Raw genomic sequence first — 13,645 nt, 5'->3', positions numbered from 1 at the left:
GCGCCCTCTGCAGCCGGAGCACGTCAGCCATTCAATTCTGCTCGTCAATCCAGCGCCGAACATCTTCTGCGCGCCATGCCGTGATCCCAACCGACAGGCGAATCGGGGCGGGGAATACGCCGTCGTTGACGCGTCGCCAAAGCGTGGACTTGGAAAACGGGACGAAGCTCAGTAGCAGCTTCTGGCGAACGAATCCCGTCTCGGGCAGCGTGGGCCGCTGCGCCTGAAGTCCGGCGGGCACAGTGGGAGAGGTGGTCGAGGTCACTTGCATGATCATTCCTTGTCTTGGCGAATGCCAAAGGTGCAGGGCATGACCAGCTCTGTCGCAGCGAAGTCGGTCTTGAAGGGCTTTCGCTGCCAAGGAACGCAGAACTCCTACCTCTGTGCAGGCGCTCCATTCAGGCACAGGGCAATGGGTGTATAGGGGCTTGAATCAGCAGACCAAGAACATCTGTCCGCCAGAGCAATGAGGACAGTGTTCAATACATGGGGCCGAGTAGTAGGAACGCGGCCTGAAGGCAGGTGACGACTGCGACGCACTTGCTTGCCAAGTGGACTGCGGGGCCAAGGTGAAGTATCAGCCCCTGTGCATCACTCTACCCTCGCAGGCCCATGATGTGCCGGCAGCATTCAACGCGGCGCCGGCAAAAGGCCCCGCGCGCGGCCGGTTGTCCGTGGAGACGTCACGATGCTATGCCGGCTCCACCGGAACGGCGTCGGCCTCCGGTGACGGGGATGGTGCGATGTCGTCGGCCCCGGCCACGCCCTGCCCTGCATCGACCTCCACCAGGAGACTAGCTGCGGCATCGCCTGCTGGCGGCGCTTCGCCGGATTGGGACCGGTCCACATCACCCGCGCTTCCAGCCTCACTCGCTGGACGGCGCGCGTCGAGCGCATTCATCTCCCGCCGCAGGCGTGTCGCCAGATTGCGCGCCCCGTTCGCCACGTCACGCACCTTGCGCTTGAGCGCGGCCCGTTCAACATCGACGGCCTGCTGGGTGATGATTTCGTGAATCTCGAGCGTCTGCAGCAAGGGCATCAGCTGATCGAGCTTGCCCAGGATTTCCAGATACCGGCGGCTGCTCGACGAAAGCACCCCCACCTCCAGATCCAAAGGGACGGTATCGTAGGTCGCGGTGCTGGTGATGCCATGCGCATGAAACAGCGCCTCGGCACCGTCGATCGCCTTGTTCAGATCCTCGGCCACCTTGTCCATCTGAGATCGGATCAGCGCCTCGACCTTGCTGACATCCTCGTGGTTCAGCCGGGTGCGCGAGATCACCGAGACGAAATGAATGCCCAACTGGAAGGTGTTGAAGTAACGGATGAACAGGCGCTTGCCCTCGGCACTGGCAAAGCTCGCCTTGATCTTCAATGAAGCCGCTTCGACGCGGCGGAAGTCGGCCTTGGTTTCCTTCGCGAGGATGCGGGCGTTGACACCCCCTTGGTCGTGCTTGACGAAATCAATGTCGGCCATGATCGAGTTCTCCAGAGGCAGCGCTGCCCGGATCAATGATCGGCCATGCAGCCACGGGTCGCCACGCGAAACGGCCACGAAGTCAGGCTGCTTTCGGCATTGGGGCGCATTGCTTGCCCCTCAGGCATTGACGCGCGAGGGATGGCCCTCTACTGTGCGAGCCATGCAGTAGCTGGCCCTGCACCCCTGGCAAGCCCTGGAGTTTCCATCGACACGGTCTGAGCGCGACGCGCCCGATCGCTGTCTCCATGCAGCCCTTCCCGCTGGCGGCTTTCGAGGCCGGCCCGAGGGTGACCATGCCCTCGGCCTGGCGCCGAAAGCTTTCCCCGCCGGTCGCTGGCAAACCGGCCCCACGGCGCATCCCGCCGTGACCCAAGCCAGCCCAGGAATCTCCGATCCGCCTCGCGGATCCGTCCACCCATCCACCCCTTGGGGCTCATCGCCCCTTGATTGGTGCGTTGGCTCCTGCTTTTCTCAAAGGAGCCAACCATGCTGCACCCCAGCGTCGCACCCGAGTTCCGAGCTGCTTCCTCCGTCTACCCCGAGCCACAGCGGCATTTCTTCCACGTCCTGCTCGACAGGCTTCAAACCGATGCTTCGCTGCCCCCGGCAGCAGCGGCCTTGGCTTCGCTGGATGCGGACCAAGGCTCTCCCATCGAATGGAGCGAGGAAGACGTCGTGCTGCTGCACTGGCGACTGCTCAAGGAAATCAGCCGCCTAGCCGATCCCGAGACGCCGCTGGAGGAGAAGTTCGACACCTTGCGCTGGGTCTTCACCGAGCGCGACAAGGATCTCCGCCCCTTCAGCTTCGTGTCCTGCCTGCGCGTGGTGGGCTGCAGCCCGCTGTCGCCCCTGCCGTACTGCGGCCTGGTCGATGTCGAGGAAGTGCGCGACTTCATCCGTCTCGCCATCCCCCAATGGCTGCAGCAGACCCTGAAGCGCTACCCCACCTGGGTACGCGAGGCCATCGTGGACCACCCCGACTGGGTGGAAGAGCGCCTGGCCCGCAACCCGCAATGGATCAACGAAGAAGTCAGGCGCTTCGCCAGCGAGGGCGACCTCTTCGCCTGACTGCCCATCAACCCCGTCCGAAAGGAGTCCGCCATGAAGGACGTTCTTTGCCTGCTGGCGATCTTCTTCGCCTACGGCCTGGCCGGCCACCTGGACTACCAGGATGCCGTCGCCATGGAAGAAGCCATGCGCCAGGACGATCCGCCGTCCTGCGCCACGCCGCAGTTCGAGCCAGCGCCTGCGCGCCTGGCCCGGGCTGAACTCCACACCCCACCGGCCTGCCGGCCGGAGGATCACGAAGGGATCGAGCAATGAACCCCATCGCACGCACACCGAGCCGCCCGGCCGCCCTGCTCACAGTCCAGGCCCTGGGCGACATCGAGTACCTGGTGAAGGAGAGCGAGGTGCTCACCGGCCAGGCCGGCAGAAGCTTCGTCATCGCCGGGGCCGACCGCCTGTCCTATCGGGTGCACTGGCATCCGCTCGGATTCAAGGTCGAGCGCCTCGACGAGAGCGGCGACGTGCTGAATTGCCAGCACCTGCTGCCCTGGGAGTTTGCTCAGCACAGCTTGGCCCAGGCCCTCGCCTGCGGCCAGTTGTTCACGGCACCTGTGCCGCGTGTGTCCAGCGCATTTGGCGCGCCCGGCACCCGCGCCTGATTTCTTTCACCCCGCCAGCGGGCCCGCCCGCTGTGCGGGCAGACGCTGGTCTTTCAGGAGATCACGATGAAGATCCAGATCCGTTTCAACGAGGAAGGCGCACTGCGCAACCAGCGTTATGCCTTCACGAACCGTTTCACACTGGTCACCGAGCTGCTGCAGAACGCCCGCCGCGCCGGCGCGCGCCACATCACCATCGAGCACCGTCCCGAGGATCAGGTGCTGCGCGTCGTAGATGACGGCCACGGCGTGGCAGATTTCCAGAAGCTGCTGAGCTTCCACGAATCCGGCTGGGATGAGGGCCTGACCGACCAGGAGCATCCCTTCGGCGTCGGCTTCACCAAGTGCCTCTATGCGGCCACACGCATCGTGGCTACATCAGGGCGTCAGCAAGTGGACATTGATACCACTGCAGCCCTGCAGCGCGAGTCCTTCGACGTCACCACCACGCGGCGCGCCGTAAACGGCACGGCCATCGAACTGCATGGCGTCGAGATCAACGATCTCGCCAAGCAGATGGAGTCACTGTGCGAGGGCTTCCCGGTCGACGTGGTGTTCAACGGCACGACAATGGCGCGCCGCTATGCCGAAGACAAGATTGCGCTGAACCCCACGCCGATTGGTGCGATTCATGTCAGCGGCAACCGCGACGGCAAGGCCACCTATGCCACGCTGACGTTCCTTCAGGGCTTCTGCGTTCATCGGCCCAGGTTCTACCAGGCGGACTCAGTGAACGTTGTTCATCTCGACCCGCAGCAGTTCATGGCCCGGCTCCCCGATCGGGATCAACTGATCGACGCCGACCAGCAACTCAAGCGGGTCGATGCCCAGGTCAAGCAGTCCTGGCGCAGGATCCTCGAGGTGGCGAAGACCCAGCTCAAGCCGCAGGACTTCGTTGCAACCTACTTCGACGCGATGCTCCAATGGCACCATCAGGATCTGCTCAATGACGTGGACGAGTTGCCCGCCGCGCTATTCCGGTGCATCTCGGGCTACCCCTTCCAGACGCACTACGGACAGCAGGGCTTTCTCGAGCCCGCCGCCGCCCCCACCCGCGCGGACATCGAGTCCGGTCAGGTCACGCTGGTTTCCATGGGCGCGGTCAGCGAGGAAAACGCCGCGCACTGGATGTTGGCCCGGCAGAAGCGGTGGCTGCTCACCGAGGCTTACCGCCTGGACAGCAACCATTGGCTCCATCCGCATGTCCACTACCCGGACTTGGAGAAAGCCCTGGTCGAACCGCAAGGTGAAACCGCGCGCATCACGTTGGAGGGCCGCTGGGTCTGGCCACAGGTCGTCCTCTGCGAATCGGTCCATATCCGCATCGGCGGACACGAGGCCATACTCGCGGATAACGGGGTATGCCACGACGGCAACCTCCTGATGCCCGCCAACGAAGTCTCGGGTGAAGCCATACGGCAGTTGTCCGACTACGTTGATGGAAACGATCAGTACCGCGAAGACGACGCCGAGGCCGATTGCGCCGCACTGGCCGATCTGATCCGCAGACTGCGCTCGACCGACCCGGTCGCCACACTCAGCTCGCTGCTGTCCGAGCTCGGTCTCGGCAAGTACGCGCTGCTGCACGGCCGGCGCTTCGAAGTCACGGTCGGCGTCGGCACCATGCCGGGATGCTCGGTGGAGTTGGTCTGCGCAGAAGCGGCGCTCGCATCCAGCGGAGATGGCTATGCAGAACGCTGAATACGCCAACCGCGTGGAGGACGCGAAGCGGCGCGCTCACGGCCGCTGGACCGAGATCTTGGGCGCCCTGGGCCTGGACGAGCGCATGCTCAAACGTAAGCCCATGCCCTGCCCCGTCTGCAAGGATGGCGTGGACCGTTTCCAGTACACCGACAAGTTCGGCGAAGGGAACTACCACTGCCGCAAATGCGGGCCAGGCGGCGGCTTCAAGCTGCTGCAGGCTTGCAAGGGTATGGACTTCCACACCGCGCTGTGTGCCGTCGAGAAGCTGGTCGGCGTGCTGCCTCCTGCGGCACCTGCTGGCGAAGCCTCACCGGACCGCATGAAAAAGCTGGTGCAGCGCATCTGGAACGAAGCCCGTCCGGTGGCGCTGGGCGACGAAGTGGACCGCTACCTGCGCGGCCGCGGATTGGCCTTGAGCCACTACCCCGATTCGCTGCGGTTTCACCCGGCCCTGGGCTATTACCAGAAGGAGGGTGCGGCCAAGGCCCGCAAGGTGGCCGAATACCCGGCCATGCTGGCCAGCGTGCGGGATGCCCAGGGCGCAGTGACGCTGCACCGGACTTACCTGAACGCCGGCCGCAAGCTGGATGCACCCGATGCGAAGAAGGTGCTCTGCAGTGGTTTCGTCGGGGCAGCGGTCCACCTGGCCGGCGCAACGGAGGAACTTGCCGTGTGCGAAGGCATAGAGACAGCGATTGCGGTCTTCCTGGCCACAGGCAAGCCCGTGTGGAGCGCCCTGAGCGCCGGCAACCTGGAAAAGCTCTGGGTCCCGGAGACCGTCAAGCGCCTGTGCATCTATGGCGACAACGATGCCGACGGCGATTTCACGGGACAGGCCAGCGCCTACGCGTTGGCGCGCCGGGTCAAGCGCGAGGAGACCCAAAGCGGCCCGAGAACGGTCCAAGTGTTCCTGCCCAAGCTGGCGGGAACCGATTGGGCCGATGTGTGGCTGCAGCGTCAGGAATCCTCGGTGCTGCGCGCCGCGTGATGCTTGCTTCGGGAGTGGGGTCGCCCACTCCCGGGCCTTTTCAGTGCAGGTTCGAGGTGTTCGCTCTGCGCCTGTACCGAAAAGGTTTCTTCCCCTGGTCGCTGCCAGACCAGGCCGATCACGACACCCATCGTGCGGCAAAGGCAGCCTTGGAGTTTTTCGCGCAATTCGATTGCGCCATCGTGGATCGATTTGCACCGGTCCTTCATCAGCCCATGCGGGGATGCATCCCCGCCGGGGCTCTGCCGTCCCCGCTTTTCCTGTTCCCCAAAGGAGATTCTCATGAGAAGCGGACGTACCCTGGTGAGCCTGGCCCATGAACTGCAGCGCCAGCTTGATACAAAGAAGGATCTGGTGGTGCCCTCGCCGCTGGTGCGCCACAGCACCAGCGAGGGCGGCGGCACCACCCTCGTCATCGAAGAGGCCGGCGGGCCCGCGAGCTATGGCGTCACGCCGCTGGCCCGGCGCCAGCTTGCCGACAAACTGAGCATCCCGTATGCCTATTTCGAGCGCATGCGCGAAAACCAGCCCGTGCTGCTGGACCGCAATGTGAACACCTGGCTGCAAAGCGAAGGCGACCGCCGTCTGCTGCGCACGCTCGATGGCCGCGTACGCGCTGTGCTGTCCGACCGCTATCGCCGTCTGGACAATTACGACCTGGCCGAGCATGTCCTGCCCATCCTGCAGGGCCTGCCCGAACTCAGATTCGAGTCCGTAGAGCTGACCGAGACGCGCATGTACCTCAAGTGCGTCACGCCGCGGCTGGAGTTTGAGATGGCGCCCGGCGACATCGTGCAGGCCGGGATCGCGATCTCGAACTCCGAGGTCGGCCAGGGTACCCTGTCGGTGCAGCCGCTGCTGTTCCGCCTGGTGTGCCGCAATGGCCTGATCGTCGCCGACCGGGCGCTGCGCAAGACCCACGTCGGCCGAGCTCTAGCCCAGGAGGATGAAGGCGTGACGGTCTATCAGGACGACACCCTGCAGGCCGACGACAAGGCCTTCTTCCTGAAGGTGCGCGACGTCGTTCAAGCCGCCGTATCGGACGTGACGTTCCGGCAAGCGGCAGTGAAGATGCAAAAGACCATGGGCATCAAGCTCACAGGCGATCCGGTGCAAAGCGTGGAGGTGCTGGCCCAGCGCTACACACTGAACGACACCGAACGCTCGGGCGTGCTGCGCCACCTGGTGGCCGGAGGCGATCTGTCGGGCTACGGGCTGGTCAACGCGGTGACCCACTTCAGCCAGGAAGTCGAGGACTACGACCGGGCGACCGAGTTCGAAGCCTTGGGAGGCAAGCTGATCGAGTTGACGCCTGCCGAATGGAAGCCGTTCGCCGAAGCGGCATGAGGGGCATGAACCGCGTGCGCGGCCCATAGACGAAACCGTGGCGGGAGGGATGCCCCTTCCGCCCGCTTTCACGCGCCTGTGCACGCCGACGTTAGGAGAACACCTTCACGCTGATGGCGCTGCGCACCTTGCCTAGGATTTTCACGCGGCGCCTTGCAGTCGCTGTTATCCCTGTCCACTCGTAGTCCTGGTAGGCCTTGTTGTCGCACTTGAGCACGATGCTCCGGTCCATGCGGCGTTCCACCCGCCGGATGTACAGACTACCGTTGCAGTTGAACGCATAGATTCCGTTGCCGGCCAGTTGAGTCACCGCCGAATCGACGAAAACCAGATCACCCGCCTTCAGATGGGGAGCCATTTCGTCCCCGGGCACCTGCATGGGAATGCCCAACTGACCATGCTGGGCCAGAGAATCGGTGATGGCCTGGATGCAGTTGGCCACCTCGATGAGCTGGGCGCAGTGGGCCTCATCGTCAGCGTGGGGCCGGAGCGCTCCGATGATCTCGTCCGCACTGCAGCCCAGTCCCGCGCACAGCCGGGCGAACGATTCCAGATCCGGCAAACCAGGCTCGCTGGCATCGAACCATCGGCGCACGCTCTGGGCCGCGCGCTGCGTGATCCCGGCCACGTGCGAAACCGTCTTGTCCGCGGGAATGCCCATGGCCACCAGCCTGGCCTGCAGGCGGTCACGCACACCAGGAATCAGGTCGAGATCACCATCGAGGGATGCGGCAAAGGAACGCCCTGCGCGGCTCACTGCACGGCTGTCCTCCAGCCTTCCACGCCGATCCACTGGCAAGCGTGGCACCACTCGGCTCGACGACGTTGTCTTGGCAGTCACATGACCTCCCGCCGAAAAAATCAAAAGCGCGTGTTTTACCGCTACTTTTGTTACCGGATGTGGCCGACTTCGGAAACGACCGCCAACCCCTGCTCTTTACGGTGGCGAATTCAGCCAGCCCTCAAGAAAGCAGCAATTGATGCGCACCAGTTCATGGTCGACAGCATATGCTGACTAAGACCTTACCACCACCTCACCCCGAATCGAGTACCCGTGAAACATTGTTGACACTCCCCTCCAGAGGGGCATCAAGGAACAATCATGTGCCACCTGCTTCTATCCGATGTGCAATCCACCAACCTTCAATTGCTCCATGCCATCCTGGTCGGCGCGGAGCGCGATATGGTGGAGACCTGCCGTAAATTTCACCTGCATGCAGCCCAGGCTGACCGCTTGCGCACCCTGACGCCAGCCGGGGTCTGGAGTCTGGTGCATGCGGTCGGCCAGACGTCCTTGTTCGTGCCACGTGCCGATCTTGTCGCGCTGATCGACTCACCGCCGGCAATTGCGGGCACCTTGGCCGCCGCGCGTCCACCCCGCCAGCGCCACCCATGCACAGTCAGGTGCCCCGATAGATGCCGGGCACCAAGATCAGCCAGCGCATGCGGGCACTTCAGCTGGCCCGCGACTGCGCAACTTTGGGCGCGCGCATCCGGACGATCTACCACCTTACCGGTCTGCGTCCGCGCGAGTTGCTGCACCTGCTGTTCAATTCACACGCCATGCCACCTGGCGGCAGGGCCCCAAATTCGCGCGAGTGGTACCACCACGCGAACCTCGTACAGCGGATCGAAGCGTCCATCGTCATCGCCAACTTCCGGCGCATGCGCCAACTGGGTTTTCTGGCGCCAGAGGCCCTGGTTGGCGCATATCGCTATTACCAGTCGATGTATCGACCCCCGGTTCGCATCAGTTTCGACCGGGCATTCGATCTCGCAGCGCATACCGAGGGCTTGTGGATCGCCAAGACGCCCAGCTTCCGCCTGGCATCGTGTTCTCGCTGCGGCAGCGAGTTTCTGGACGCATTCGCAGGCGCCGACACGTCCGCACGACCCTGCCCTTTCTGCCAATTGCTCGATCGGCACGCCCGCGATCCGCGCCTCACTGCATCGTTTCCCGAACCGCCGACGGTTTCAGAGGAGCTGATCGCGCACCTGATGACCGTTCCTTGCCCGGTCACCAATGCCAATGGCGAAACCCTCTCCAATTCGTCTTCATTCCCGCCAGCCGAAACCTAGCTCTTCCTGAACAATGAATCTTCATGGCCCCACGCGGGCGTGGAGATTCTTCGATGGCTCCCAGCACCTCATCGTCCAGCTCCGGCGCACCACCGTTCGCATCCTCGGATCCCGGCTTCGAAGCACTGCCTATGGCCGCCGTCATCGCGGGACACCAGGCGCTTCTGGGGCGCATCAAGCTGTGCTTCGGCGCGGATCGCGCCACCTTCGAGCGCGAGTTGATGCCGCTGATCGACGGCTACGCACGCTTCGTGCACTTACTTCCCGCCACCGCCGACAACTATTTCCACACGCCTGGCGGTCTGCTGCAGCTCGGGCTGGAGACGGCGTTCTTCAGCCTGCAGGGCACGGACGCGCACATCTTCTCCGGCCGTGCGACGATTTCCGAGCGCCGAGAATTGGAGCCCCGCTGGCGCATCGCCACCTTCATCGGCGGCCTGTGCTGTGAACTGCACCGGACGCTGACCCACCTGATCGTGACCACTGCGGACGGCGAGGAATGGCCGGCATTCCTGGGCGGCCTTGCGCCTTGGCTGGAGCAGCGAGCGGCCAATCGCTACTTCGTGCGCTGGCGCGCCAATGCGCGAGAGTCCCGCGGCGTGGGCCTTTTCGCGCTGGTCCATGTCGTCCCGGCCGAGATGCTGCAAATGCTGGGCGATGGCAACACCCAGGTCGTGCCTCAACTGCTGGCCAGCATCGCGGGCGTCCCTCAGTACCGCGAACACAACGTCCTGGACGAACTCGTGCGCCGGTCGATGGCGCTGGTCGTCGACCGCAACCTGCTGGCGAGCGCGGACCGTTACGGCAAGCCGCAGTATGGCTCCCATCTCGAGCGCTATCTCGTGGATGCACTGCGACGCCTCGCGGCCGGCCATTCCACGTGGACGCCGAACCGTGACAAGAGCCGTGTCTGGCTGGGTCCTGAGGGGGTGTTCCTGGTCTGGCCGGGGCAGCGGAGGATGCGTTGTCGCTGCTGGAAAGCGACCAATTGGTCGGTATCCCGAAATCGCCCCAGACCCTGCTGGAGTTGCTGCTCGAGGCGAAGGTATTCGTGGCGGCCGGCGTCGACCGCGAAACCTGGGATATCCAGCCGCCGGGAGCGAAGACGTCGATCGAAGCAGTGAAGCTCGCCAATCCGTCTATCTTGCTGGCGGGCCTAGAGCCACAGCCCACCCCCCTGACATCAAACCTCGTCGCTGCGCCTTCACCACCAACGAAGCCACCTGCTCAGGCTGCCAACGCGAAGCCCGCAGTCGCTGGGGAATCGCCCGCAGCCACGGCGAGCGTGTCGTCACCTCCAACCACGCCCCACCCGACGTACCCGCAGCTGGCGCGCCAGCAGAACAGCTATCGCTGCTGGATGCCGCCGGCAATGCCGACGCGCCTGAAACTGGGCAGCAAGAGGCCCCCACCGTGGTTGAAGCACCGGCTTCAGTCCCTTCGAGGACGGAACCACCCGCCATATGCCTGCGAGCACCGATGCGCCTGAACCCTGCCGTGCGCAAAGCCCTGGCCGACATCGTGGCGACCCTCAATGACGACGCCTCCGCGTCGGATATCTGCACGGTGGCCGAGGGCGTCTTTGTACCGCTTGCAGAGTTCGAACGCCGCGGCTTACAACCCAGCATCGCGATCCGCGCGCTGGACGATACCCGGATGATCCGGCGCCTGCAGCCAGACGGCCCGCCAACGGTTTCGCGCCAGATCGGCGGCACCACCGTGGTAGGCGTGATCCTGGCACCTGCCCACGTCGAAGGCCTGGATCCTGCGGCCTTTGGCCTCGCTGCCGAAGGAGACGCGGCCACCCCACCCGACGCTACCGCCACACAGCAGCGAGGCCGCTGACATGCTGGTGCGCCGCTACGAAATGCCCTGGCGCCGCGCCTTCGAGGCCCATGCGGGGCTGGTGTGGCTGGCCACCGCGCTCTACTTCGCGATCATTGCGCTGGCCGGCCCATTGCCTGTCCTTCCTTCACTCGGATTGGCTGCCGCCTGCCTGCTGATGGCCTGCCGGCGAACGGCCCAGGCGGTGCGGATACTGCGGCTGCGCGGATCCCTCGGCGGACGCCGCATCCAGGTGCTGAGCGCGCAGGAGCTGGGGCGACTGTGCACCGATCCGGCCCAGGTGTTCCTGGGCTTCGGCTTCGAGTGGAGGCCTGTGCATGCGCAGCGCCTCTACGAACTCTCTAAGGTGGACTACCGCGAGTTCAAAGTGCCCGAGTGGCTGCAGCATGCCATGGGGCAAGGTGACGCCGCACAGCCCGATGCGGAAATCGGCCTGCCCTACATCCACGGGGTAGAGCCGACCGAACATGCGCTGCGCCGGCCGTTGCAGAACTTCGAAGGCGGCACGCTCCTGGTCGGCACAACGCAGTCGGGCAAGGGCGTGGCGCTGGCCAACCTGATCACCCAGGCCGTGCGCCGCGGCGACGTCGTGATCGTGATCGATCCCAAGAACAGCCGCCGCCTCAAACGGGTCGTCGAGCGGGCCTGCGAGGACTACCGCGAGGCGGACACCTTCATGGAGTTCCACCCCGCCTTTCCGGAGCGCGGCGTCCGCCTGGACTTCACGTTCAACTGGCAAAAGCCCACCGAGATCGCATCGCGCATCCAGTCCATCATGCCGCCCGACACGGCCGGTGCGTTCACGGCCTTCGGCTGGGATGCCGTCAACGTGGTGGTGCAGGGCCTGGTCGAACTGGAGGAGCGGCCGAATCTCATCAAGCTCACCAAGTACATCGAGGGCGGCATCGAGCCGGTGCTGGAAGCCTCGCTGCGACGCTTCTACGAGCAGTTGCTGGGCCATGGCTGGCGCGACCAGCCCGAGATGCGCAAGCTGCTGCACGATGCGCACCGGGGGAACATGCGCAGGCCCTCCGAAGCGGCGAGCGCCGACCTGATGGGCTTCGTCGCCTACTACGAGCACCACGTCGCGCAGAACCAGCGCAACAAGGTGCTCGATGCCCAGGTGCGCACGTTCCGACACAACCGGGAGCACTACCAGAAGATCACGGCGAATCTGTTGCCGATCCTCTCGATGCTGACCTCGGGTGACCTGGGGCGCAGCCTGTCGCCAGATCCCTTCGATGCCGACGATCCGCGCCCGATCATGAACTTCGAGAAGATCGAACGCGGCGGCCATGTGCTCTACATGTGTCTGGATTCACTGCCCGATCCGTCGGTCGCATCAGCCATCGGTGCCCTGGCCCTGGCCGACCAGGCCGCTCGGGCCGGCATGCGCTACAACCTAGGCACCTACCGCCGCATCTCGCTGTTCGTGGACGAGGTCAGCAACGTCATCAACCAGCCGCTGATCGAGATTCTGAACAAGGGCGCCGAGGGCGGCATCTTCGCGACCTGCGCCATGCAGACCCTGGCCGACCTGGCGCGGCGCCTGGGCAGCGAGGATGCCGCCCGCATGGCGCTGGGCAACCTGAACAACCTGATCGCGCTGCGCACCAAGGACCGGCCCACGCAGGACTTTGTGGTCGAGACCTTTGGCAAGACGGCGATCCACACGGTACGCGTGGGCCTGAGCCACGGGGCCGACACGCATATCGGGGACTTCTCGTCGAGCTATTCGACCCAGCTCACCGAGAGCTTCGAGGAGGTGGTGCCGGCGGATATTCTGGGCAAGCTGCCGAACCTGCAGTACTTCGCGTCGGTATCGGGCGGCCGCATCATCAAGGGCCGCTTTCCGATCATCAATCCGGATGCGGATGCACAGCCACGGGAAGCGGCCGCATGATCCGGGCCGCCGCCGTCATCTCCCTCGTACTGCTGCTCATACTGGTGCTGTACGTGCCTGCCGTGCATCCGCCCGAGCGCTTCCTGGAGCAAATGCGCAGCGAGCACCAGGTGGCTGTTGAATTCTGGGGAGCGGAACCCGCCTACCGGATGCTCGATCGCGCCATACGCCTGCAGTCCAATGCCGCCGAAGCCAGTCCTCTTCCGGCGCTGAGGGACATGCCCAAGAGCCATGGCACCAACCAAGCGGTCGCCTCCGAGATGAGATCAGTCAATCAGCGCCTGTTCAACAACGCCTACTTTCGCTCGGTCGATGCGCTGCTGATGCTCGCGAGCTATCGCCTGTCCGGTTTACTGGAATGGCTGCCCTGGCTGATCCCCCTGGTGCTGGCCGCCAGCACTGACGGCTTCTTGCTGCGCGTGGTTCGGTCGAAGGAGTTTCTGCTGCACGATCCGGAGATGTTCGCCGTGTGGTGCTCACTTCTGATCATCACCGGCTGCGCGACGGTGGTCGCATTCGTGCTGCCTGTCCAGATGCATCCGGCCATGCTGGCCGCTTCGCCCATTGCGATGACCGTGCTGCTGGGCCGCGCGATCACGCATTTTCATCGGCGCGCATGATCGAGCCATTGC

Annotated in this window: 14 protein-coding genes; 11 read left to right on the top strand and 3 right to left on the bottom strand. The window is 64.5% G+C overall.

What is annotated here, in order from left to right; translation table 11 throughout:
* Positions 1-31: 31 nt before the first annotated feature.
* Together H9K75_RS22595 and H9K75_RS22590 are read right to left on the bottom strand one after the other, a co-directional pair.
* Entirely contained in the window at positions 32-271 is a 240-nt protein-coding gene (locus H9K75_RS22595; RefSeq protein ID WP_187724215.1) for a helix-turn-helix transcriptional regulator, read from the bottom strand.
* A gap of 420 nt (positions 272-691) precedes the next feature.
* Complete coding sequence (locus H9K75_RS22590) at positions 692-1,555, bottom strand: DUF1845 domain-containing protein (RefSeq protein ID WP_226858389.1); 864 nt, start codon at positions 1,553-1,555, stop codon at positions 692-694.
* A 411-nt stretch (positions 1,556-1,966) separates the two neighbouring features.
* Between H9K75_RS22590 and H9K75_RS22585 the strand changes: the two genes are divergently transcribed.
* The 6 genes from H9K75_RS22585 (at position 1,967) to H9K75_RS22560 (ending at position 7,186) form a co-directional block, all read left to right on the top strand.
* Positions 1,967-2,548, top strand: a complete 582-nt coding sequence (locus H9K75_RS22585) for a hypothetical protein (RefSeq protein ID WP_187724214.1) — start codon at positions 1,967-1,969, stop codon at positions 2,546-2,548.
* Between the two features lie 33 nt (positions 2,549-2,581).
* A complete protein-coding gene (locus tag H9K75_RS22580) occupies positions 2,582-2,803 on the top strand; it encodes a hypothetical protein (protein ID WP_187724213.1) in 222 nt (73 codons plus the stop codon).
* Complete coding sequence (locus tag H9K75_RS22575; protein ID WP_187724212.1) at positions 2,800-3,147, top strand: hypothetical protein; 348 nt, start codon at positions 2,800-2,802, stop codon at positions 3,145-3,147. Before H9K75_RS22580 ends, H9K75_RS22575 begins: the two co-directional genes overlap by 4 nt.
* Before the next feature lie 66 nt (positions 3,148-3,213).
* Positions 3,214-4,848 carry an ATP-binding protein gene (locus H9K75_RS22570; RefSeq protein ID WP_187724211.1) on the top strand — a complete coding sequence of 545 codons (1,635 nt, stop codon included), beginning with the start codon at positions 3,214-3,216 and terminating at the stop codon, positions 4,846-4,848.
* The gene (locus H9K75_RS22565) at positions 4,835-5,839 is read left to right on the top strand and encodes a DUF7146 domain-containing protein (protein WP_187724210.1); all 1,005 of its coding nucleotides are present in this window, start codon (positions 4,835-4,837) and stop codon (positions 5,837-5,839) included. The genes H9K75_RS22570 and H9K75_RS22565 overlap by 14 nt, the downstream gene beginning before the upstream one ends.
* A 282-nt stretch (positions 5,840-6,121) precedes the next feature.
* The gene (locus H9K75_RS22560) at positions 6,122-7,186 is read left to right on the top strand and encodes a DUF932 domain-containing protein (RefSeq protein WP_187724209.1); all 1,065 of its coding nucleotides are present in this window, start codon (positions 6,122-6,124) and stop codon (positions 7,184-7,186) included.
* A gap of 91 nt (positions 7,187-7,277) precedes the next feature.
* On the opposite strand, the gene H9K75_RS22555 is transcribed toward H9K75_RS22560, so the two are convergent.
* Entirely contained in the window at positions 7,278-8,027 is a 750-nt protein-coding gene (locus H9K75_RS22555) for a S24 family peptidase (RefSeq protein ID WP_226858388.1), read from the bottom strand.
* Between the two features lie 575 nt (positions 8,028-8,602).
* Between H9K75_RS22555 and H9K75_RS22550 the strand changes: the two genes are divergently transcribed.
* From H9K75_RS22550 to H9K75_RS22535, 5 genes are all read left to right on the top strand, one after another.
* Positions 8,603-9,265 carry a FlhC family transcriptional regulator gene (locus H9K75_RS22550; protein ID WP_187724208.1) on the top strand — a complete coding sequence of 221 codons (663 nt, stop codon included), beginning with the start codon at positions 8,603-8,605 and terminating at the stop codon, positions 9,263-9,265.
* Positions 9,266-9,396: 131 nt separating this feature from the next.
* Positions 9,397-10,389, top strand: coding sequence for a MobH family relaxase (gene mobH / locus H9K75_RS24395; RefSeq protein ID WP_226858387.1), 993 nt, complete (start codon positions 9,397-9,399; stop codon positions 10,387-10,389).
* Between the two features lie 355 nt (positions 10,390-10,744).
* Positions 10,745-11,110 (top strand): hypothetical protein, encoded by a 366-nt coding sequence (locus H9K75_RS24390; RefSeq protein WP_226858386.1) that lies wholly within the window; start codon positions 10,745-10,747, stop codon positions 11,108-11,110.
* Position 11,111: 1 nt separating this feature from the next.
* Positions 11,112-13,013: a conjugative transfer system coupling protein TraD gene (traD, locus tag H9K75_RS22540; protein WP_187724207.1), complete on the top strand. Its 1,902-nt coding sequence runs from the start codon at positions 11,112-11,114 to the stop codon at positions 13,011-13,013.
* On the top strand, positions 13,010-13,633 hold the full coding sequence (locus H9K75_RS22535) for a DUF4400 domain-containing protein (protein ID WP_187724206.1): 624 nt from the start codon (positions 13,010-13,012) through the stop codon (positions 13,631-13,633). Before traD ends, H9K75_RS22535 begins: the two co-directional genes overlap by 4 nt.
* Positions 13,634-13,645: the final 12 nt, after the last annotated feature.

The organism is Diaphorobacter aerolatus (assembly GCF_014489535.1).
Lineage (GTDB): Bacteria > Pseudomonadota > Gammaproteobacteria > Burkholderiales > Burkholderiaceae_C > Diaphorobacter_A > Diaphorobacter_A aerolatus.
Note: the sequence above shows the minus strand (reverse complement) of the source record. Positions and strands in the feature narration are given on the sequence as shown.